19 protein-coding genes are annotated in these 22,021 nt (G+C 30.1%); 14 read left to right on the top strand and 5 right to left on the bottom strand.

What is annotated here, in order from left to right; translation table 11 throughout:
* Positions 1 to 7: 7 nt before the first annotated feature.
* The 12 genes from GGR97_RS02540 to GGR97_RS02595 are packed head-to-tail and all read left to right on the top strand — an operon-like array spanning position 8 to position 14,129.
* Positions 8 to 1,402, top strand: coding sequence for a CDP-glycerol glycerophosphotransferase family protein (locus GGR97_RS02540; RefSeq protein ID WP_167896855.1), 1,395 nt, complete (start codon positions 8 to 10; stop codon positions 1,400 to 1,402).
* A gap of 1 nt (position 1,403) precedes the next feature.
* Complete coding sequence (locus tag GGR97_RS02545; protein WP_167896856.1) at positions 1,404 to 2,552, top strand: glycosyltransferase family 4 protein; 1,149 nt, start codon at positions 1,404 to 1,406, stop codon at positions 2,550 to 2,552.
* 1 nt (position 2,553) lies between these two features.
* Complete coding sequence (locus GGR97_RS02550; RefSeq protein ID WP_167896857.1) at positions 2,554 to 4,089, top strand: glycosyltransferase family 2 protein; 1,536 nt, start codon at positions 2,554 to 2,556, stop codon at positions 4,087 to 4,089.
* The gene (locus GGR97_RS02555) at positions 4,079 to 5,077 is read left to right on the top strand and encodes a glycosyltransferase family 2 protein (RefSeq protein WP_167896858.1); all 999 of its coding nucleotides are present in this window, start codon (positions 4,079 to 4,081) and stop codon (positions 5,075 to 5,077) included. Before GGR97_RS02550 ends, GGR97_RS02555 begins: the two co-directional genes overlap by 11 nt.
* A 1-nt stretch (position 5,078) precedes the next feature.
* The gene (locus GGR97_RS02560; RefSeq protein WP_167896859.1) at positions 5,079 to 6,164 is read left to right on the top strand and encodes a glycosyltransferase; all 1,086 of its coding nucleotides are present in this window, start codon (positions 5,079 to 5,081) and stop codon (positions 6,162 to 6,164) included.
* On the top strand, positions 6,165 to 7,283 hold the full coding sequence (locus tag GGR97_RS02565) for a glycosyltransferase family 4 protein (protein WP_167896860.1): 1,119 nt from the start codon (positions 6,165 to 6,167) through the stop codon (positions 7,281 to 7,283). It abuts the gene before it with no gap.
* Positions 7,276 to 8,349 (top strand): glycosyltransferase, encoded by a 1,074-nt coding sequence (locus tag GGR97_RS02570; RefSeq protein WP_167896861.1) that lies wholly within the window; start codon positions 7,276 to 7,278, stop codon positions 8,347 to 8,349. Before GGR97_RS02565 ends, GGR97_RS02570 begins: the two co-directional genes overlap by 8 nt.
* Positions 8,346 to 9,671, top strand: coding sequence for an O-antigen ligase family protein (locus tag GGR97_RS02575; RefSeq protein ID WP_167896862.1), 1,326 nt, complete (start codon positions 8,346 to 8,348; stop codon positions 9,669 to 9,671). The genes GGR97_RS02570 and GGR97_RS02575 overlap by 4 nt, the downstream gene beginning before the upstream one ends.
* Positions 9,668 to 10,687 (top strand): glycosyltransferase family 4 protein, encoded by a 1,020-nt coding sequence (locus GGR97_RS02580; protein ID WP_167896863.1) that lies wholly within the window; start codon positions 9,668 to 9,670, stop codon positions 10,685 to 10,687. The genes GGR97_RS02575 and GGR97_RS02580 overlap by 4 nt, the downstream gene beginning before the upstream one ends.
* Positions 10,677 to 11,957 (top strand): phenylacetate--CoA ligase family protein, encoded by a 1,281-nt coding sequence (locus GGR97_RS02585; RefSeq protein ID WP_167896864.1) that lies wholly within the window; start codon positions 10,677 to 10,679, stop codon positions 11,955 to 11,957. Before GGR97_RS02580 ends, GGR97_RS02585 begins: the two co-directional genes overlap by 11 nt.
* A 2-nt stretch (positions 11,958 to 11,959) precedes the next feature.
* Positions 11,960 to 12,709, top strand: coding sequence for a glycosyltransferase family 2 protein (locus GGR97_RS02590; protein ID WP_167896865.1), 750 nt, complete (start codon positions 11,960 to 11,962; stop codon positions 12,707 to 12,709).
* 34 nt (positions 12,710 to 12,743) lie between these two features.
* A complete protein-coding gene (locus GGR97_RS02595; protein WP_167896866.1) occupies positions 12,744 to 14,129 on the top strand; it encodes an exopolysaccharide biosynthesis polyprenyl glycosylphosphotransferase in 1,386 nt (461 codons plus the stop codon).
* On the opposite strand, the gene GGR97_RS02600 is transcribed toward GGR97_RS02595, so the two are convergent.
* Both GGR97_RS02600 and GGR97_RS02605 read right to left on the bottom strand, forming a co-directional pair.
* Positions 14,109 to 15,239 (bottom strand): lipoprotein N-acyltransferase Lnb domain-containing protein, encoded by a 1,131-nt coding sequence (locus tag GGR97_RS02600; protein ID WP_167896867.1) that lies wholly within the window; start codon positions 15,237 to 15,239, stop codon positions 14,109 to 14,111. The genes GGR97_RS02595 and GGR97_RS02600 overlap by 21 nt on opposite strands.
* On the bottom strand, positions 15,239 to 16,321 hold the full coding sequence (locus tag GGR97_RS02605) for a putative type IX sorting system protein PorV2 (RefSeq protein ID WP_167896868.1): 1,083 nt from the start codon (positions 16,319 to 16,321) through the stop codon (positions 15,239 to 15,241). The genes GGR97_RS02600 and GGR97_RS02605 overlap by 1 nt, the downstream gene beginning before the upstream one ends.
* A 146-nt stretch (positions 16,322 to 16,467) precedes the next feature.
* Between GGR97_RS02605 and GGR97_RS02610 the strand changes: the two genes are divergently transcribed.
* On the top strand, positions 16,468 to 17,196 hold the full coding sequence (locus tag GGR97_RS02610; protein WP_167896869.1) for a CDP-alcohol phosphatidyltransferase family protein: 729 nt from the start codon (positions 16,468 to 16,470) through the stop codon (positions 17,194 to 17,196).
* A gap of 3 nt (positions 17,197 to 17,199) precedes the next feature.
* Here the strand turns inward: GGR97_RS02610 and lptB are convergent, their stop codons facing one another.
* Genes lptB through GGR97_RS02625 form a run of 3 tightly spaced genes read right to left on the bottom strand, consistent with a single transcriptional unit; the run spans position 17,200 to position 19,716 of the window.
* Entirely contained in the window at positions 17,200 to 17,943 is a 744-nt protein-coding gene (lptB, locus tag GGR97_RS02615; protein ID WP_167896870.1) for an LPS export ABC transporter ATP-binding protein, read from the bottom strand.
* A gap of 3 nt (positions 17,944 to 17,946) precedes the next feature.
* Positions 17,947 to 18,750 (bottom strand): twin-arginine translocase subunit TatC, encoded by an 804-nt coding sequence (gene tatC / locus GGR97_RS02620; protein WP_167896871.1) that lies wholly within the window; start codon positions 18,748 to 18,750, stop codon positions 17,947 to 17,949.
* Positions 18,751 to 18,753: 3 nt separating this feature from the next.
* Positions 18,754 to 19,716 (bottom strand): KpsF/GutQ family sugar-phosphate isomerase, encoded by a 963-nt coding sequence (locus tag GGR97_RS02625; protein ID WP_167896872.1) that lies wholly within the window; start codon positions 19,714 to 19,716, stop codon positions 18,754 to 18,756.
* A gap of 70 nt (positions 19,717 to 19,786) precedes the next feature.
* Here GGR97_RS02625 and GGR97_RS02630 point away from each other — a divergent pair, with 70 nt between their 5' ends.
* Positions 19,787 to 21,991 carry an ATP-dependent DNA helicase RecQ gene (locus GGR97_RS02630; RefSeq protein ID WP_209272308.1) on the top strand — a complete coding sequence of 735 codons (2,205 nt, stop codon included), beginning with the start codon at positions 19,787 to 19,789 and terminating at the stop codon, positions 21,989 to 21,991.
* Positions 21,992 to 22,021: the final 30 nt, after the last annotated feature.

The following is a 22,021-nucleotide window of genomic DNA, read 5'->3' on the forward strand; positions in this document are numbered from 1 at the left end:
GTTACCAATGAGTAAAAAAGTATTTGTTTTTTTTCCTGATGGAGTTGGCCTTCGCAACTTTGCATTCACTAATTTTAAAAACATTGGAGAACAACAAGGTTTTAATATTACTTATTGGAACAATACCTTGTTCTCTATTCATGATGAATTAGGTTATCAAGAAGTTAAGATAGAGAAACAATTAACTCATAAATTAACACCTTTATATTTACGAGCTCGTAAGAGAATAGAGTTAAACATATCAGAAAAAAAATTTAAGGACTCTGTTTATCCAACCTATAAATTTCCATTATCTTTTAATGGTTTTACAAATGTTTTAAAAAGTAGCTTTGTTAAAGTTTTAATAGGGTTAAATAACTCAGAAAAAGGGTTACATCGCATTAGAAAAAAGATTGATGCCTTAGAAAGATCTACATTAAAATATAAATATTGCAAAGAACAATTAGAACAGCATAGACCAGATTTAATTTTTTGTACAACACAACGTGCATCACAATCTATAAGTGCATTGTTGGCTGCAAAAGATTTAGGAATTCCTGTGGTAACTTTTGTCTATTCTTGGGACAATGTACCCAAAGCTATGCAAGTGGTAAATACAGATTATTATTGTGTTTGGAGTGATTTAATGAAAAAAGAATTACTTAAATACTATCCTTTTGTTCAAGAAAATCAAGTGTTTGTAACGGGAAGTCCTCAGTTTGAACCCCATTTTAACAAAACTTTAGCACAATCTCGTCAAGAGTTTTGTGAACAATATAATTTAGATATACATAAAAAATACATCTGTTTTTCAGGGGATGATGAAACTACTTCACCTTTAGATCAATACTACTTAGAAGATTTAGCCAATGTAGTTAGAGATTTAAATAAAAAAGGAGAGAACTTAGGAATTATTTACAGAAAATGCCCTGTAGATTTTACGACAAGATATAACAAGGTTATTAATGAAAATAAGGATGTTATTCATGTAATAGATCCTATATGGAAACAAGTAGGTGCTAATTGGAATCAAATATTGCCTACTAAAGAAGATTTTAAATTATTATATAATGTATGCGAACATAGTGAGTTTGTAACTAATGTATGTTCCTCTACCGTGTTTGATTTTGTAGCACATAATAAGCCTTGTATTTATTATAATTATGAACAACCACAATTAAAAAAAGGAATTCGTGATATTGGTCAGAATTATAAATATGTACATTTTAGAAGTATGCCTAGTAGCAATGCAGCCGTTTTTTGTACCCATAAAAATGAACTAGAAATCATTGTAAAGTCTATTTTAAACGGTACTCTTTCTAATGTTACCGAAGGAAAAAAATGGTTTGAAATAGTAGCAGGTAAAACTCCCTCACAATCCTCAGAAAAAATATGGGAAGCCATTCATAAAATTTTAAATTAATATGCATATTGCTTTCTTAACACCAGAATATCCACATATAAAAACAGGCCATTCTGCGGGTATTGGTTCCAGTATAAAGAACTTGGTACAAGCACTGGGTAAAGAACAGCACCAAATAACTGTCTTTGTATATGCTCAAAAAAACAATGAAATTTTTAATGACAATGGTGTAACTATTCATTTGATAAAAAATGAAAAATACACTTTTGGAAAATGGTATTTCTACAGAAAACATATCCAAAATTATATAAATAATATAACAGCATCAGAAAAAATTGAGATCATAGAAGCTCCTGATTGGACAGGAATTACCGCTTTTATGTCCTTTAAAATTCCATTAGTAATCAGACTACATGGGAGTGATGCTTATTTTTGTTATTTAGAAAAACGCAAACAGAAATTAAAAAATTTTTGGTTTGAAAAATTAGCAATAGCTAAGGCAAATGCATTTATAGCACCAACAACATATGCTGGAAAAGTGTCTAAAGATTTGTTTAAGATAAAAAACAAAGAAATAAAAACGATTCATAATGGGGTTGAGTTGAATCGTTTTGAGAAATACCCAACAGATCAATATAGTAATGGATTAATTCTATACTTTGGAACAATAATTCGTAAGAAAGGTGTGTTAGAATTACCGGCAATTATGGCAGAGGTTGTAAAACAATATCCGCAAGCACATTTGGTGTTAATAGGAGATGATGCTCGTGATATTAAATCTAATTCACCGTCTACTTGGGAATTGATGAAAGAACAATTAAATAGTTTTTCTACGAAAGTAAAAGTAGTATATCTAGGTAAAGTTCCATATGATGCTGTTCAAGATTATATTAAAAAGGCTCATGTGTGTGTATTTCCAACCTATGCCGAAACCTTAGGAATGGTGACCATAGAGTCTATGGCTATGCAAAAAGCAGTAGTAAATAGTAATATAGGTTGGTCGCAAGAACTAATTATAGATGGAGAAAGTGGATTTTTAGTACACCCTTCTGATCATTCTGAATATGCATCAAAAATTGTGAAAATTTTAGAAAACAATACGTTAAAAGATACTATTGGTAAAGCAGCTAGAAAAAGGGTAGAACAAGTATTTGATATTGATAAAAAGGCGGTTGAAAATGTTACTTTTTATAAAAAAATAATTAGTTAAAATGGTCGTTGTATATCATAAAAATAATCAGGTAACAGAAGTTGTTACTCACAATAATAAACCAGTTTCTTTTAATTCAAAAGCAAGCATCGCTAATGTTTTGTTTAAAATAGCTGAGCAGTTTCCTGAAAAGATGATATTTTGGTGTCATCAATCTTTTAAAGAGAGTTTAAATCTAAAAGATTATGATGAATATTTTCATCACCACAGAATGATGCTTTCTTACAATCCTTCTTCTTTTAATTTTCTATCAAACAAAATAGGCTATGTAGAACGTTCTTCATTTGTAAATGTAAATAAAGGAGTGAGGTATCCTACATGGCAAATGAGCAGTGTTGTAGGAGTTATTCATGCATCTATATTGCTAAAAAGAGTTGTAAAACCACATAAAGATTTAGATTACTTTTTAAATTCTTTCGCAAAATTAGCAATGCCTAAAGGATTGTTGTGTTATTCTGAACCCAAACTATTAAAAAAGGTTTTATCAAACAATGCCCCAACAGCATCTAAATATATATTGTATAAGTTTGTAAGACAACATTATAAATTTATTTGGTTGTTTTTATTGTTTTTTAATGAGTTAATTTTTGATAAAAAACTAAGTATTCTCCCTTTTATAAGTGCACTTTTTTATAAAAGTAAAAAACAGACTAAGATTGATGTAAGTAATATAAAAGTAAACGCTATAGGTAAACAATTGAAAAATCGAACCATAGATGTCTTAATACCAACATTAGGACGTAAAGAACATTTGTATAATGTCTTATTAGATTTGTCCAAACAAACATTGCTTCCTAATAGAATAATAATTGTAGAACAAAATGCAGAAGAAGGTTCAGTATCAGAATTAGATTATTTGAAAAATGATTGGCCTTTTAAAATAGATCATACTTTTATACACCAATTGGGAGCGTGTAACGCCAGAAATATAGCTTTGTCTAGAGTAACTTCGGACTGGGTTTTCTTTGCAGATGATGATGTTCGATTTGAAAATGATTTGTTAAGTAAATCTTTTGATTACATACAGAAATTTGGAATTTCTAGTTTAACCATGAGTTGCTTGCAAAAAGGGGAGGTTGAAAATAACCAGATACCATTTCAATGGGGTGGTTTTGGAACCAATGCTTCTTTAGTTGAAAGTGATTATTTGAAAAATTGTAGTTTTAAACCCGAACATGAATTTGGATATGGTGAAGATACAGATTTTGGTATGCAGTTAAAAAATAAAGGATGTGATATTATATACCTTCCGTATGTTAAAATGCTCCACCTTAAGGCTCCTATAGGAGGTTTTAGAGCTAAGTTCTCTCCTATGTGGCAAAATGATGCAATTCAACCCAAACCATCACCAACAGTGATGGCTTATAATTTAAAACATTTAACACCAGAGCAATTAAAAGGATACAAAACCTTACTTTTTATAAAGTTTTATAAGAAACAGTCTATTAAAAATCCATTTTTATATATAAAAACAATGAATTTAAAGTGGAAACAAAGTGTTTATTGGGCTACTAAAATGATTAAAAATGAAAATTAGTTTAATTATATGCACCTACAAACGTTCTATTTCGCTATTAAAATTATTAAAAACAGTGGAGGTACAAAACCTGTATCCTGATGAAATTTTAGTCATAGATGGTTCCACAGATGAGTTAACAAAAGAAATACTAACTAAAAATAGTTTTAAAAATTTAACATATTATAAAGTTAAGCCTAATCAAAGAGGATTGACAAAACAACGCAATTTTGGAATAGATAGTTTAAAACAAGATACTGATATTGTTTGTTTTTTAGATGATGATACGGTATTAGACAAAGATTATTTTAAAAATTTGAAAACTGTTTTTGAATCTGATGATAATATTACAGGGGTTGGAGGTATTGCTACAAATGAAAATAAATGGAAACAAAATACATTAGATTATTACAATCCTAAAAAATACATAAGCATTGATGGATTTCATGTGAAATTAGGTCAAAGACATGTACTTAGAAACTATTTAAAAATAGGGAGCAGTCAATTACCAGGAGTAATGCCTGAATTTTCTAACGGATTGTCTTGTGGTTATCCTTTAACAGGAAAAAGTTATCCTGTAGATCTATTGATAGGAATGTCTATGTCTTTTAGAAAAAAAGTGGTTGACAGTATTAAGTTTTCTACCTATTTTGAAGGTTATGGATTGTATGAAGATGCAGATTTTTCTATAAGAGCTTTAGAATATGGTAAAAATGTATTGGCTACCAGCGTGCTTTTAGAACACCATCATGATGCTGCAGGTAGACCCAATCAATTTAAATATGGTAAAATGGTAACCAGAAATGGTTGGTATGTTTGGAGAATTAAGTATGCAAATCCTAGTTTAAAAGCACGTTTTAAATGGAACTCAATAGCAGTTGTCTTAACCGGTTTAAGATTTGTAAATGTAATTACAACACAAAAAAGAAAAGAAGCTTTTACAGAAGCTATAGGTAGGTGTGTTGGCTTATTTTCTTTAATTTTTAACAAACCAAAACTAAAAATGTAAGATGGAGTGTATTTTTATTTCAGTGTCTATAGGAGATAATAAGGTTTTTAATTATTATAATGAATTAGGGTATGCATTTTTAAAAAATAAATTTAAAATAGTATATATATATGATCATTGTGTTAAAGATCTTCCTGAAAATACTAAGAACAGACTCCATTATACATGGCCAAGTTATAGACCAACTAAACTTAAAGATTTTATATTTTTAAACAAGCTTATAAAACAACATAAACCTATATGCTGTATTTCAGTTTTTGGGTCTGTTAATGTAATGACAATTGTAAGTTATTTAAAAAAAGTTAAAAACAGAGTTGCTTGGATTCGTACAACAAATAATCAAATTAATTTAGACTCAAGAAACAAACTAAAGTCTAAACTTTTAAATGTAAGAAAAAGGTACATTTATAGATTGTTAACAAATGTCTATACAAATTCTAATGGTACTAGAAATGATATTATAAAATCATTTAAATTACAAGAATATAAAATTAAGGTTTTACATAATCTAACCAATAAATCTAATTTAAGGCTTTTATCTAAAAATGAAAGAGATCAATCAATAACAATAGTTGGTAGACTTAATAAATCAAAAGGCCATCAAGGATTAATTGTACAGTTTAAACAATTACTATCAGTATATCCATCGATAAAACTAAACATAATAGGGACTGGTCCTCTAGAAAATGACCTTAGAAATTTAGTCTCAGAGTTAAATTTGTGTAGTAATGTTGTTTTTCATGGAAATGTTCCAAATGATTTAATAGCTAGTTTTTTTTCAAAAACTTTAATAGGTATATCTGCCAGTTTTAGTGAAGCTTTTGGATGGGTAAATATAGAGGCTTTAAGAGAGGGGACTCCTATAATTTCAACGCCTACAGAAGGTGCTAAAGATATTATAGTTGAAAATTTAAATGGAGAGTTTTTTTCTCACAAGCAAAAAAAGTCTTTAAGCAGTAAAGTCAAGTTAATAATATCAAACTGGGATAATTATTCGCAAGGGGCTGTTGATGTTTTTACATCAAAGTTTAGTTTTGAGAGTCAGATCGAAAATCACTGTAGAATAATTATAAATAATTTTAAATAAATGAAATTCGGAATTATAACACATGCTGTCCATAAGATTAAAGATGGACAAATTTATGCTTATGAACCTTATGTTCGTGAAATGAATTTGTGGTTAAGTTATGTGGATGAAGTTTTAATTGTTGCTCCAATTTCAGAAGAAAAAATTAGTGATATAGAAGTTTTATATTGTCATAATAAAATAAAAGTAGTTCCAATCCCTAATTTTGATATTACCACTTTTAAGAACCTAATAAAGTCTTTGTTTGTTATCCCTAAAATATGTTGGATAATTTATAAAGTAATGAAACAAGCAGATCACATTCATTTGCGTTGTCCTGGTAATATTGGTTTGTTGGGGTGTTTAGTGCAAATTTTATTGCCATCAAAAGACAAAACAGCTAAATATGCAGGGAATTGGGATCCTAATAGCAAACAACCTAGTACCTATAAAATTCAAAAATGGTTATTGAGTAATACTTTTTTGACAAAAAACATTAAAGTCTTGGTTTATGGAAATTGGCCCAATCAATCTAAAAATATAATTTCATTTTTTACGGCTAGTTACCATAAATATGAAATAATAGACACACCACAGAAAGACTTAAGTAAACAAATTAATTTGATTTTTGTTGGAGGATTAACTCCAGGTAAACAACCTTTGATTAGTGTGAAAGCAACTCATAAATTAATACAAAAAGGCTATAATGTTGTGTTAAACATATATGGAGATGGTGTAAAAAGAGTGGAGCTAGAAACCTATATAAAAGCAAACAATTTAGAAGATAAAGTTATACTACATGGCAATGTTACTAAAGATGTAGTAAAATCAGCTTTTCAGCAATCTCATTTCCTTATTTTTATATCAAAATCAGAGGGTTGGCCTAAGGTAGTTGCAGAAGCCATGTTTTGGGAATGTCTGCCAATATCAAGTAAAGTTTCTTGTATTCCCTACATGTTGGGGAACAATACTAGAGGGCATATTGTAAACTCTAATATTGATGAAGTTGTAATGGCTATTGATAATTACATCAAAAAGAAAGACATGTATGCAGATCATACTCAAAAAGCAAAAGATTGGTCTAGAGAGTTTACACTAGAAAAGTTTGAAAATGAACTAAAAGAATTATTGAATGTCTAAAACTTTAAACGTTATACAAGTTATAGATTCTTTGGCTGTGGGAGGAGCTGAAATGATGGCAGTTACTATCGCAAATGAATTAGTTGAAAGAGGAATAGACTCACACATATGTGTAACAAGGTGTAATGGAGAATTAGCAAAAAAAATTGATAAAAAAGTAAAGTGTATTTATCTAGCAAAAAAAAGAAGTTTAGATATTAAGGCTTTTTTTAGACTAAAAAAATACGTTAAAAAAAATACTATTAATATAGTACACGTGCATAGTACTTCGGTCTTTTTTTGCTTTATGCTAAAGTTGTTTTGTGTAAAACCAAAATATATATGGCATAATCATACAGGTATAAATACAGAATTGAAAAAGGGAGGTAAGTTTATTTTATTAAAATTTATTTTAAATTTCTATGACAATATAGTTAATGTATCTAAAGATTTAGATATTTGGACTAAATCAGTTTTAAAACTAAAAAAATCTGTATTTATAGCTAATTTCCCTTCTGTAAGTAAAGAAAAAAAGACTGAATTAAAACTCAAAAAAAGTAACAAAATAATTATTCTAGCAGCAATTAGAAAAGAAAAAGATCATTTTAATTTAATTAGAGCTTTTAATTTGATACAAGATAAATATCAAAATTGGTCATTACATATTGTAGGTAAAATTTATAATGATGTAGTGAGTGATGAGTTAATAAAGTATATTAAAGAGAATGATCTTGAAAAAAAAGTTTATTTATACGGTACAGTATTAGATACTTCCTATGTACTTTCTCAATCAGATATAGCTGTATTATCTTCTTATTCCGAAGGGCTTCCAGTTTCTTTATTAGAGTATGGTTTAGCAGGCTTGCCTGTGGTAGTAACAAATGTGGGAGAGTGTAAAAATGTAGTTGGAGATAATGGGTTGGTTGTTGAAAAGAAAAATAGTAAAAGTCTGTCTTTAGCTTTAGAAAAGTATATTATAAATAATAACTTTAGAAAAGAAATGGGGCAGAAATTCCAACATCATGTTGATGAGAATTACTCAAAAAGTTCTTACTTTACAAATCTATTAAGCTTGTACAATCAATGATAAAAAATAGAACCTTACTTGTAGGAATCCATTTACTTGCAGGTTTTTTCTTAACTATTTCTATAGTTCCTAAGCTTGTTGCTATGGGAGTGTTAGTATATGCTTTGTTTGATATTTATGCTACTAAAAATAAGAACAATCAATCGTTTTTGTGGGCAGCTTATTTTGTGAGTGCAGAGGTGTTAATGAGAATGACGGGAGGGGCTGTTTTTTGGGAAATGGGTAAGTATGTCACTATGTTACTTCTCTTTTTAGGTCTTATGATAGAAGAAAAACACAAAGGTGTTCCCGTTGTTTTTTTAATGTATATTTTATTGTTGTTAGTGGGTGTCGCTTTTTCTAACATTCCTGCAGGATCTTCTATTAGAAAAGCAGTAGTTTTTAATTTAAGTGGTCCTATTACTTTGGGAGTTGCAGCAATGTATTTTTACAAACGAGATGTAGAGTATGAACGCTTTAAAGAAATATTATTTTTTTCACTGCTTCCTGTTTTATCTATGTTGGTGTTGTTATATTTTAGAACTCCAAGTTTGAAAGAAATTACGTTTGGTTCTTCAGCTAATTATAGTACTTCTGGTGGTTTTGGACCTAATCAAGTAGCTACTGCATTAGGGTTTGGAATTTTTTTAATGGCTACTTTATTATTGGTAAAGGAAAAAGTATCTGGTTATTTAGCAATTGATGTTTTGTTGCTTTTCTATTTAATTTATAGAGGTTTGTTAACTTTTTCTAGAGGGGGGATTTTAACTGGTTTTATTGCTTTTTTATTACTTTCTATATTCTATTTATATTCAAGAGGTAAAATATCATCTATATTAAAGTATATGGGAATGATGTTGTTTTTTTTGGTGTCTGTATGGATCTATAGTACTAATATAACAGGAGGAATGTTAGAAAATAGATATTTAGGACAAAATACAAAAGGTGAACAAAAAGAAGATATATCCTCGGGGAGAGTAAAGATTTTTGAGAACCAACTGGAAACATTTATGGAAAACCCAGTTTTTGGAATTGGTGTAGGTTCAGGTAAGTATGAGAGACTTGAAGAAGAAGGACATGTAACTGCAGCTTCTCATAATGAATTGAGTAGAATGTTAGAAGAGCACGGGCTAATAGGATTGTTTGCTTTGCTGTTACTTTTTTTTGCATCAACAATGAATTTTTTTGAACAACCTCTTTACTTTAAAGGTTTTGTAGTAGCCTTTGCTACAATATGGTTTTTAACCATCAACCATTCCGCCATGCGTGTAGCTTTTCCAGGGTTTATCTATGGGCTAAGCTTGATTAATATTGTAAAAAGTGATCAAAAAAGGAGGCTATGAGAATTTTGTATTTAGGAAATGATTTGTCTAGATCATCAAAGTACCATAGCGCTTACGCAACATTAAAAAGCAACTTGATCAAAGAGGGTTATACAGTTTATACGGCATCTTCTAAAGAAAATCAATTGTTAAGGTTGTTAGATATGTTGTTTCATATTGTAAAATATAGGAATAAGATAGATTATGTTTTGATTGATACTTTTAGCACAAATGCTTTTTATTTTAGTTTTTTATGTGCTCAATTAGCACGATGCTATCAACTAAAATACATTCCCATTTTACATGGAGGAAATTTGCCTCAAAGAATTGAAAACTCTGTTTTTTTATCGAATTTGATTTTTAATAACTCCTATAAAAATGTAGCTCCTTCTAATTATTTAAAGAAGGCTTTTCAAAAAAAAGGATACCCTTCTATTTTAATTCCAAATTCAATAGCAATTGATTGCTATTTTTATAAGGAAAGGAGTGTTTTAGCACCTAAGCTTTTATATGTAAGAGCTTTTGCTAATATTTACAATCCTACAATGGCCATAGAGGTTTTTAAAAAACTTTTAGAAACAGAGCCTAGTGCTGAATTGTGCATGGTAGGACCTGATAGAGACGGAACGTTAGCTACGGTTTTAGAAGCAATTAAACAGAATAACTTAGAAGAAAAAGTGAAAATCACAGGAGTTTTACCTAAAGAAGAATGGCATCAATTGTCTGTAGACTATGATATTTTCATCAACACAACCAATGTTGACAATACTCCCGTAAGTTTAATAGAAGCTATGGCTTTAGGTATGCCTATTGTGTCTACCAATGTGGGGGGGATTCCTTATTTAATGGAAGATGGTAGTGATGGAATACTTGTCAATCCAAACTCGGTAACCGAAATGTATGATGGAATTGTTTCTTTATTAGAGGATAGCAGTAAAGCCAATTTATTGTCTAAAAATGGAAGAGCAAAAGCAGCACAATTAGATTGGTCTTTTGTGAGTCAGGAATGGAAAAAAGTGCTAGGACATGTTGAGTAAGTTCATCTTTAATATGGGGCAACAATTAAGAAATCCATCCATCCAAAAATGGTTTGATTTTTTAAAAACTTCTGAGAACTGGTCTATTGAAGAGTTAGAAGTTTATCAACTAGAAAAATTAAAAGAATTGTTGAGTTTTGCTTATGAAAATTCAGATTTTTATAAAAGGTTGTTTGATGATCATAATATTTTGTTAAAGGATATACAATCTCTGTCAGACCTTAGTAAAATTCCTACCATTGAGAAGCAAGATTTGTTGCAATTCAATCATGAAATTCATACTCAAAACACGTACAAGACTTTAAAAGCAACAACTTCAGGTAGCTCAGGAGAATCTCTAGTTTTTCAGAGAGAAGAAGCTACAGATTCTTTTAATAGAGCTTCCATTTTTAGAGGTTATAGTTGGTATGATGTACAGCCTTGGGATAAAAACGGTTATTTCTGGGGATTTAATTTTAGTTGGAAACAAAAACTAAAAACGAAAATCTTAGATGTGTTACAAAACAGATTTAGAATTTTTAGTTATGATAAAAATTCGTTTGAAGCCTTTGTGAATAAATTGGGTACAGCCACTTATTTACACGGATATTCATCTATGATTTACCAAACTGCCAAGTTGGTGAATGAAAGAAATTTGGCAAAACCGAAACATATCAAATTAGTAAAAGGAACTAGTGAAAAGATTTTTGAGAAGTATCAAGAAGAAGTAAAAAAAGCTTTTGGAGTTCCTATGGTTAGTGAATATGGAGCTACGGAATCTGGAATTATTGCTTTTGAATGTCCGGAAGGAAACATGCATTTAAACATGGAAGGTGTTTTGGTTGAAGAAATCAATCATGAAATTGTAGTAACCAATCTACAAATGAAATCTTTTCCCATTATTAGATATAAATTAGGAGATTATATTTCTTTGGAAAAGGATGATTATCAATGTAACTGTGGAAGAGCTCATAAAGTTTTAAAAGAAGTTACGGGTAGAGTAGGTTCTAACGTATACGGAAAACAAGAAATATATCCTAGTTTGTATTTTTATTATATTTTTAAAAATTTAGTAAAAACTTATGGACTTAAATTAAATTATCAGGTTCATCAATCTAAAAAAGGATTTTTAATTTTTACTATAGAACAGCAATTAGAAGCTCAGGATTTAATTTATTTGGAAAAAGAAATCAGAAAATATTTTAAAAATGATGTGAATTTCGAAATTCATTCCAATCAAACCCTACTATCAACAAAAGGAAAATTCAAGAGTTTTATTTCCAAATTATAAGTATGACAAATCAGCCTTTAGTTTCTATTATTACACCTAGTTATAATTCTGAAAATTTTATTTCAGAGACCATAAACAGTGTTTTAAAGCAAACGTATCAAAATTGGGAGTTGCTAATTACCGATGATGGTTCTACAGATAGTTCTACAAAAATTATTAAGAATTTTATAGAACAAGATTCAAGAATTCAGTTATTTACGATTCAAAACGGCGGAGCTGCTGTAGCAAGAAATAATTCTATAAAAAATGCCAAGGGGATTTATATAGCTTTTTTGGACAGTGATGATCTTTGGTTGCCTACAAAACTAGAGAAACAGATTGCTTTTATGGAAAGGAATAAGTATGCCATTAGTTATACTTCTTACCAAAGAATGTCGGAAATAGGAATGTTGTTAAATGATGAGGTGTCTATTTTTAAAAGAGTTAGTTATGCAGATATGTTAACATCCAATAAAATAGGTTGCTTAACAGCTATTTACAGTACTGAAATTTTGGGTAAAGTATACATGCCTCTTATTAGGAAGAGACAAGATTATGCTTTATGGTTAAAAATTTTAAAGAGAACTCCATATGCATTTGGGTTAGATGAGGTTTTAGCAACGTATAGAATTCGAGAAGCTTCTTTGTCTGCCAAAAAAACAGAAATGTTAAAATGGAACTGGTTGTTGTTTAGAAAGGTAGAAAAGAAAAGTGTTTTAAGCTCTTTTTATTATGTTTTATATAATGTTTATTATAAATTAATGCATAAGTAATTCCTTATATTTACCCGATAATATTTAGTTAAGTATGGCTTTAAAAACAAAATTGTATTTATCAGAAAGAATTGTCTTACTTAGAATTATAGATGTTCTGTTTATTGGAGTGGGGTTGATGCTTTCTAGTTTATTCTTAAATTTTAAATATTTAAACTTATTACATGCTCCAATATCTATAAACACCATTGTTTTAATGGTGTATTATTTGGTCTGTGCACAGGTTTTTCAAATGTACAGTTTAAGGGATTCTGCAAGTAGGTTTCAGACCGTTAGAAATTTGTTTATAACTACCTGTGTGTGCTCTTTATTATATTTATATACTCCAATATTAACTCCAGTTCTTCCTTCTAATAGAATAGATATTCTAATTTTTTATGCTACCATTTTTCTATCTGTTTTTTTATGGAGAAATATTTACATTTTCACAATTTCTAAAAGACAGTTTTACAAGCATATATTATTGGTTGGAGGGAATAAAGAAGTTTTAACTGATATGTATTTTCATGCAGGAACTTATGCTAGAGATAATGCTATTGTTGGCTATATATCAGAAGAACCACTTGAGAACAATAATAGTTTTTTAGATGTTGAAACTACGGATTTAAACAGAGTGATAGAAAATAATGATGTGAAAGAATTAGTAATATCATTAACCGGGTTTTCTGAAGAAAGTATTGGTATTTTAAATCAGAAATTAGCACGTGTTTTTGAGCAAGGAATTAATATTGTTAATTATGAGGATTACATAGAAAGAATTACACAGTGTGTGCCAGAAAACAACTTAACTCAATACTTTTATAAATATTTTAATTTTAGTGAAAACCATGAGAATCGACTTTATTTAGCGGTTTTAAGACTTATAGATATAGTTGCAGGAATTATTGGTTTAGCCTCGTTACTATTGTTTTTACCCTTGGTTTTATTAGGAAATTTAGCAGGTAATAGAGGACCTCTTTTTTACGCACAAGAACGAGTGGGTAGAAAAGGAAAAATATTTAAAATTGTGAAGTTGAGAAGTATGGTAAATGGTGCTGAAAAAAATGGAGCACAATGGGCTGTTAAAAATGATAGTAGAATTACTCGCTTTGGTAAGTTTTTAAGAAAAACCAGGCTAGATGAAATTCCTCAGTTTTGGAATATTTTAAAAGGAGAAATGAGTTTAATTGGACCAAGACCAGAAAGACCTGAGTTTGTTAAAGAATTGGAAAAAGAAATTCCTTTATACGGAATTAGAAACGTAATTAAACCAGGATTAACAGGTTGGGCACAAGTTATGTATCCTTATGCAGCTACTATAGAAGAGCAACAAAAAAAATTGAGATACGACTTGTATTATATTAAAACTAGAAGTTTGTATTTAGATTTTAAAATTGTAATTAAAACCATTAACACCGTTTTATACTTTAAAGGTCAGTAAAATTTGGTTTATATAGATGCTAGCAATGGTGATTGCTAATATATAAATGCTTGTATTGAATTGTTGAAAACCAACGAATCCAATAATTAAGAAAGCTATAAATTGTAGGATTCCCATATAGCTTACTATTGTTTTTAAGCTGTTTTTAATAAAAGGAAATAGAAATAATAACGGACTAGCCCATAAAATATTCATATTCATTTTAGTAGTGCTGTGCTCTGTTAAAAACCATAAGCTAAACACAACCAATCCAAGAATTCCATATAAAAGGCTTAGTGTAGAAATCCAAGCTTTTTTCTTTTTTACAAGACTAAACAAAGTAAAACTAAAAAGGAGTAAAGCTATAAATAACGGACTTACAAAAAAGTTTGTTTTGCTGCTTTTTAGATTGTAATCTGGCAAAACATAATTTTCTTTTTCAATAAGTTTAGATCCATTTAAACGACTGTTTTTAAACCCGCTGTAAACATAATCCGGTAAAAACATATATTGCTTTAAACTCGCTTTTTTGTCTATTACAGAGCCTAAAGCCAAATCAATACCAAACTTAGCCCAAGAGTTTGGTACCAAGTATAAATGAATAAGTTCTCTATGGGTTAAATCTTTAGGGAAGTCTGTATAATCAAAATCCACTTTACCAATACTTTTTTCTATAACTTCGTGCATTTTGGTAGCACAATTATCGTAGAAAAAGTCATACTGATAATCTTTGTTTTCTGGCAAAGCATTCCATTCCAAATAGTCAAATACTTTCTGGTTTTGCTCTTTTGTTAAGTTTAAGGTTTGTGCTTTTACCCATCTATTTTCTTTGTAATAGGTATAAGGAAAGTATTTAAATTCATAACTACTTAGTTGATATAACAACTTCCCTTGACAAAATTTTAAATAAAAATTAGGAGTGTTAAAATCAAAAGTTCCGTAGTTGTAAACTCTATCTAAATTGTTGGCAGTATCTTTTACTCTAATAGCACTGTGTCCAAATGATGAATACAATTCATTCTGACCAGGAGCACAGGTTAAAATGCTGATTTCTGCCTTAGGAGATAGTTGAGTTTTTTTTTGTGCAAATAAAGAAAGTGTAAAAAAGAATAGGATGTATAATGATTTCATTATCTCATTTCGTTAAGTTCTATTTTTATAGAAAAGATGTTAGAGTAGTTAACTCCAGAACTAGCTCCAACGTTTGTTAACGCATAATCTAGGTGAATTTTTTTAAATATAATTCCCATTCCCAAACTAGGTTCTAAAGTCACAGTTTCTGAATAGTCAAAATCTATTTCTCTTTGAATATTACCTAAACCAGCTCTAAAATAGGTTCTGTTTTTATACCCTAATTCCAATCCTAAGTTAGGAGAAAAACTAGCGTATTTAGATGAAAATAAATCGTTTGTTTCTATAAATCTACCAATCAAATCAATAGAAGCTAATAAAGAATATTTTTCATTTAGTTGTCCTGAATAAGAAGCTCCTATCTGAAATTTAGGAAGTGTTAATTCATATTTATCTGGAGCGATTTGATTTTGTCCAGCTTCTTGAGTTTGTGCATTTGCAATAGCATCAAAAATAGCATCATCAACAGTCCATGCTGTAAAAGTAGTGGTTACATCACGTATGACAGCTCCTAATTTAATTGCTTTCCATTGGTATTGAGCACCAATGTCAAAACCAAAACCATTTGCTTGTGCAAAACCACCAATATTTCTTCGGATTATTTTTCCGTTTACTCCAACGTTTAAATGCAATTTAGGAAAAGCTTTTGCCAAACTAAAAATAGCAGCAACATCCGCACTAGAAAAAGCAGAAACATTGTTATAGTTTATGTTTCCGTTGCTATCTATTAAATTGGTTGTGTTTAAAATGTTATCAACTCCTAGTCTTATAATAGAAATACTTATAGCTACTTCATCTCTTTCTACAGGCAAAGCTGCACCAAAATAATCATAACTACCAATTCCATTAAAAAGTGAATTGTGCATGGCTGCAAATTCAAAATCTTGTACCGTAATAATTCCTGCAGGGTTCCAATAACCAGCTTCTACTCCAGTAACAAAAGAAGATACAGATTTTCCCATAGCCATGGCTTTAGCACCAACACCAATGTTTAAAAATTCATTGGAATAGCTACGAACCAACTGAGCTTGAGTTGTTAAGGTTGTAATTAGTACTAGGGTTAGTATGTAATATTTCTTCAAAAGAGGTTTAGTTTCAATAATAACTTAAAAGTATACAAATATATTGTTTCAACTTTAAGAATAGAAGACAAATTTAAATTAACTTATTTTATTTAGTTACACAAAACTATGTTTAGATTTGCAGTTGTATAAAAAGTGAATATAATATGAAAATTTTTAAGTTTATTCCCAATCTGTTAACCTTGTTAAATTTATTATCAGGATGTTTGGCAGTAGTATATGCAGTTAACAATCAAATTCAGTCTGCTGTTTTGTTTGTAATGTTGGGAATTCTTTTTGATTTTTTTGATGGATTTGCTGCTCGTTTGTTACATGTTCAAAGTGAATTAGGAAAACAATTAGATTCTTTGGCAGATATGGTTACGAGTGGAGTAGTACCTGGAATTGTAATGGTGCAAATGTTATTAAAATCGGGGAATAGTGAGCCATTAACTTATATAGATGGCTTTGAAAATTTTCCTTTTTTAGCGATGGTAGGTTTCTCAATAACGCTAGCTTCTTGTTACCGATTGGCTAACTTTAATATTGATGAAAATCAGACTGAAAACTTTGTAGGTTTACCAACACCTGCTAATACCTTGTTTATTCTTTCTTTACCTCTAATGCATGTGTATCCAGAATATCAATACATTAGTTATATTGTAGATAATCAGTATGTATTGTTATTGGTAACGGTATTGAGTTGTTATATGCTAAATGCAAATATTGAATTGTTTGCTTTAAAGTTTAAAACCTTTGCTTTTGCAGAAAATAAGCTAAAGTATATATTCTTACTATTATCTATAGTTTTGATAGTTGTAATTAAGTTAGCTGCAATTCCCGCAATTATTTTAATGTACTTGTTACTATCCACCCTAAATAATAAGAAGAAGTAATTTTTACTTCTTCTTAAATCTATTTTCTTTTAATACAAAACTTTCTCCTAAGTAAACTCTACGAACCATTTCGTCATCGGCTAGTTCTTGCGGAGTTCCACTTTTTAGAATACTTCCTTGGTACATTAAGTAGGTTTTGTCTGTAATGGCTAAAGTTGCCTGTACATCGTGATCGGTAATTAAAATACCAATGTTTTTGTCTTTTAAAGTAGCTACAATAGATTGAATATCTTCTACCGCAATAGGATCTACCCCAGCAAAAGGTTCATCTAACAAAATAAATTTAGGATCCGATGCTAAACATCTAGCTATTTCGGTTCTACGTCTTTCTCCTCCAGACAATAAATCTCCTCTGTTAGTTCTTACGTGTCCTAAACTAAATTCTTCTATTAATTCTTCTAGTTTTTGTTTTTGCTGTGCTTTGGTTCTATCTGTAAACTGTAAAACAGAAAGGATGTTTTCTTCTACTGTTAATTTTCTAAATACAGAAGCTTCCTGAGCTAAATAACCAATACCATGTTGTGCACGTTTATACATAGCATAATCGGTAATTTCTTTGTCGTCTAAGTAAATATGACCTTCGTTAGGTTTTACCATTCCTACAATCATGTAAAAAGAAGTGGTCTTACCAGCACCATTAGGTCCTAACAATCCAATAATTTCACCTTGTTCTACTTGTAGTGAAATTCCTTTTACAACTTTTCTACTTCCGTATAATTTCTGAATATTATCAGCTCTTAAAATCATAAACTAGAGTTTATCTTGTTTTTTAACAATTACTTTAGATACCCAAATACTAATTTCGTAAAGAATTAAGATAGGGATAGCTACAATAATCTGACTCGCAACATCTGGGGGGGTAATAATAGCAGAAACTATCAAAACCAGTACCAAAGCGTGTTTTCTGTAAGTTTTTAAAAACTCTGGAGTAATCAACCCAAATTTTGTTAAAAAATACACAACCAAAGGCAATTCAAATACCACAGAAACACCTAGTAAAGTGTTTGTAATTAAACCTATATAACTGTCAAATTGAAAGTTGTTTACAATTAAATCTGTAATCTGGTAATTGTAAAAGAAATAGACAGACATGGGAGCTATAATAAAATAGCTAAAAGACAATCCTATGATTAATAACAGCGTTGCAATTACAATAAAACCTTTACTTTTTTGTCGTTCTTTGGGAGTTAAACCAGGCATAATAAAACGCATCATTTCCCAAATAATATAAGGGAAAGACAAAATAAGACCCAGTATAAAACTAGACCACAAGGCATTCATTAACTGATTGGTAGGTGCTAAACTTTGTAGCTTAGCATTAAAGCTAATATTACAAAAACTGCTTTCCAATCCCATTTTTGTAAATAAATCACAAAACCATTGATAAGTAATAAAATCGGGTTGTAAGTGGGCTAATAAAAACTGATTGTATACTTGCTTTTGAAATACAAATAAGATAATAGTAAAGATTAATACACATATGGTAGATCTTACCAAGTGCCATCTTAACTCTTCTACATGGTCCAAAAAAGACATTTCATTTTTCTCTTCCATAGTTTAGAAAATACCTTCTTTAATTAAATCGTGAATATGAATAATTCCTTTGTAATTGTTGTGTTCATCAATCACAATTAGTTGAGAAATATTATTAGTTTCCATCGTGTCCATTGCTTCAATAGCCATGGCATCAATGTTTATTGTTTTAGGAGTTGTAGACATAATATCTTTTGACGTAAGTAATAAAAAGTCATCACTTTTGTTCAACATTCGTCTAATATCTCCATCGGTTATAATTCCAACCAATTGATTATTGTCTAAAACAGCAGTTGCTCCCAAACGTTTGTTAGAAATTTCTAACAAAGCATCTTTTACACTGGTGTTGATAGCAACTTGTGGAGCTTCATTTTTCTCTACCAAATCGCTTACACGTAAATATAATTTTTTACCCAAAGCACCTCCCGGGTGGTATTTGGCAAAATCTTTACTTGTAAATTGATTTAATTCTAACAAAGTAACCGCAATAGCATCTCCCATGACTAACTGAGCCGTGGTACTTGTGGTAGGTGCTAAGTTATTAGGACACGCTTCTTTTTCTACAAAAGTGTTTAAGGTATAAGTTGCTTGGGTTCCTAAAAAAGAATCTTTATTTCCCGTAATAGCTATAATAGGATTGTTGTTTCTTTTAATAAGTGGAATTAACACTTTAATTTCTGGAGTGTTTCCACTTTTAGAAATACAAATTACCACATCGTTATCCTGTATAATTCCTAAATCTCCATGTATAGCATCGGCTGCATGCATAAAAATAGAAGGAGTACCTGTAGAATTTAAAGTGGCTACAATTTTGGTAGCAATGGCTGCGCTTTTACCAATACCGGTTATAATTAACCGTCCTGTACTTTTAAGAATACATTTTATGGCATTTTCAAAATTAGAATCAATTAAATTGGTTAAATTAGCAATAGCATTGCTTTCTAGTTCAATAGTTTTCTTGGCAATAGAAAGTATATCGTTATTCAAGGCTGTAATTTTTACTGAAAAAAGTTATATCTTTAATTGCAAATGTATTTAAAATTAGCATACTATTATTATGAATCAAGATAAAATTGATTTGTACGGGCCGCTAAAAAAGTATTTTGGCTTCAACAAATTTAAGGGTTTACAGGAGGGTGTCGTAAGAAGCATTGTAGAAGGGAATGATACGTTCGTAATCATGCCTACAGGTGGTGGAAAATCACTTTGTTATCAACTTCCAGCATTAATGCAAAGTGGAACTGCTATTGTGGTTTCGCCGTTAATTGCGTTAATGAAAAATCAGGTAGATGCCATTCGTGGTATATCTGATGACTATGGAGTTGCTCATGTTTTAAATTCGTCGTTAAATAAAACGGAAATTAATAGAGTAAAAACGGATATAGCAAATGGAGTTACAAAGTTATTGTATGTAGCACCAGAGTCTTTAACCAAAGATGAATATGTTGACTTTTTAAAAGAACAGGATATCTCTTTTTTTGCGATTGATGAAGCACATTGTATTTCAGAGTGGGGACACGATTTTAGGCCAGAGTACAGAAACTTAAGAAGAATTATTCAACGTATTGGAGATGTGCCTATTATTGGTTTAACCGCCACGGCAACTCCTAAGGTACAAGAAGATATTATTAAAACATTGGCTATGAACAATGCCAATACTTTTAAAGCATCTTTTAATAGACCGAATTTGTTTTATGAAGTACGACCTAAAACCAAAGAAGTTGCTAGTGATATTATTCGATTTATAAAACAACACTCAGGAAAGTCGGGTGTGATTTATTGTTTGAGTAGAAAAAAAGTTGAAGAACTTGCACAAACGCTTCAGGTAAACGGAATTTCGGCTTTGCCTTATCATGCAGGTTTAGATGCCAAAACAAGAGCTAAACATCAAGACATGTTTCTAATGGAAGATGTAGATGTAATTGTGGCTACCATTGCTTTTGGAATGGGGATTGATAAACCGGATGTACGTTTTGTAATTCACCACGATATTCCTAAAAGTTTAGAAAGTTATTATCAAGAAACAGGTAGAGCTGGTCGTGATGATGGTGAAGGAATTTGTTTGGCTTTTTATGCTTATAAAGACATAGAAAAGTTAGAGAAATTTATGGCCAACAAACCTATTGCAGAGCAAGAATTAGGACATGCATTGTTGCAAGAAGTTGTGGGTTATGCTGAAACTTCTATTAGTAGAAGACAGTATTTGTTACATTATTTTGGAGAAGAGTTTGATCCTGTAAACGGATTGGGTGCCAAAATGGATGATAATACTAAAAATCCTAAGAAGCAGACAGAAGCTAAAGATAGTGTTGTAGCCTTGTTAAAGGTGATTAGTGGTTCTAAAGAAAAGTACAAAACCAAAGATATTGTGGCTACCTTATTAGGGAAGGCCAATGCCATGTTAATATCTCATAAAACCAACGAAAGAGATTTCTTTGGAATAGGTAAAGACAAAGACAATCAATATTGGACAGCTTTAATTCGTCAAACTTTAGTAGGTGGTTTTTTACGCAAAGAAATAGAACAATACGGAGTGGTAAAATTAACTCCTAAAGGATTGGACTTTTTAGAAAATCCAACTTCTTTTTTAATGACAGAAGATCATATTTATGTAGATGAAGATGATAGAGCTGTGATTATAGCCAATGCGAAAAACAAAGCAGCCGTTACCACCGATGCTCAATTAATGGGTTTATTAAAGTCGTTAAGAAAATCGGTAGGAAAAAAGAAAGGAATTCCTCCTTATGCTATTTTTCAAGATCCTTCTTTGGAAGATATGACTTTAAAATATCCAACCACTATAGAAGAGTTATCTAATATTCATGGAGTAGGAGATGGGAAAGCTAAAAAGTTTGGTAAAGAGTTTGTTGATTTAATTGATAAATATGTTAAAGAGAATAATATAGAAAAGCCAGATGATTTGGTGGTGAAAACTACTGGAGAAAAATCAGGGTTAAAACTATATATTATTCAGAATACAGATAGAAAATTACCTTTAGAAGATATTGCTAGTGCAAAAGGTTTAGAGATGAATGATTTGATTAAAGAAATTGAATCTATTGTGTATTCTGGAACCAAATTAAATATAGATTATTACTTAGAAGATATCTTAGACGAGGATCAGCAAGAAGAACTTCATGATTATTTTATGGAGGCTGAAACAGATAGTATTAAAGATGCTTTAGATGAATTTGATGGTGATTATGACGATGAAGAATTACGTTTAATGAGGATTAAGTTTATTAGTGATATAGCGAATTAATTCGTTCAATATTCAAAACAAAAAGAGCCA

Origin of the sequence: Wenyingzhuangia aestuarii (assembly GCF_011927765.1) — a bacterium.
GTDB classification, from domain to species: Bacteria; Bacteroidota; Bacteroidia; order Flavobacteriales; family Flavobacteriaceae; genus Wenyingzhuangia; species Wenyingzhuangia aestuarii.

Bases quoted from the DNA above. Each gene is read 5' to 3' on its own strand.
- GGR97_RS02600 (WP_167896867.1), bottom strand. From the start codon at position 15,239: ATGAAATCATTATACATCCTATTCTTTTTTACACTTTCTTTATTTGCA.
- GGR97_RS02555 (WP_167896858.1), top strand. From the start codon at position 4,079: ATGAAAATTAGTTTAATTATATGCACCTACAAACGTTCTATTTCGCTA.
- GGR97_RS02630 (WP_209272308.1), top strand. From the start codon at position 19,787: ATGAATCAAGATAAAATTGATTTGTACGGGCCGCTAAAAAAGTATTTT.
- GGR97_RS02585 (WP_167896864.1), top strand. From the start codon at position 10,677: ATGTTGAGTAAGTTCATCTTTAATATGGGGCAACAATTAAGAAATCCA.
- GGR97_RS02575 (WP_167896862.1), top strand. From the start codon at position 8,346: ATGATAAAAAATAGAACCTTACTTGTAGGAATCCATTTACTTGCAGGT.
- tatC (WP_167896871.1), bottom strand. From the start codon at position 18,750: ATGGAAGAGAAAAATGAAATGTCTTTTTTGGACCATGTAGAAGAGTTA.
- GGR97_RS02570 (WP_167896861.1), top strand. From the start codon at position 7,276: ATGTCTAAAACTTTAAACGTTATACAAGTTATAGATTCTTTGGCTGTG.
- lptB (WP_167896870.1), bottom strand. From the start codon at position 17,943: ATGATTTTAAGAGCTGATAATATTCAGAAATTATACGGAAGTAGAAAA.
- GGR97_RS02560 (WP_167896859.1), top strand. From the start codon at position 5,079: ATGGAGTGTATTTTTATTTCAGTGTCTATAGGAGATAATAAGGTTTTT.
- GGR97_RS02580 (WP_167896863.1), top strand. From the start codon at position 9,668: ATGAGAATTTTGTATTTAGGAAATGATTTGTCTAGATCATCAAAGTAC.
- GGR97_RS02565 (WP_167896860.1), top strand. From the start codon at position 6,165: ATGAAATTCGGAATTATAACACATGCTGTCCATAAGATTAAAGATGGA.
- GGR97_RS02590 (WP_167896865.1), top strand. From the start codon at position 11,960: ATGACAAATCAGCCTTTAGTTTCTATTATTACACCTAGTTATAATTCT.
- GGR97_RS02610 (WP_167896869.1), top strand. From the start codon at position 16,468: ATGAAAATTTTTAAGTTTATTCCCAATCTGTTAACCTTGTTAAATTTA.
- GGR97_RS02540 (WP_167896855.1), top strand. From the start codon at position 8: ATGAGTAAAAAAGTATTTGTTTTTTTTCCTGATGGAGTTGGCCTTCGC.
- GGR97_RS02595 (WP_167896866.1), top strand. From the start codon at position 12,744: ATGGCTTTAAAAACAAAATTGTATTTATCAGAAAGAATTGTCTTACTT.
- GGR97_RS02545 (WP_167896856.1), top strand. From the start codon at position 1,404: ATGCATATTGCTTTCTTAACACCAGAATATCCACATATAAAAACAGGC.
- GGR97_RS02550 (WP_167896857.1), top strand. From the start codon at position 2,554: ATGGTCGTTGTATATCATAAAAATAATCAGGTAACAGAAGTTGTTACT.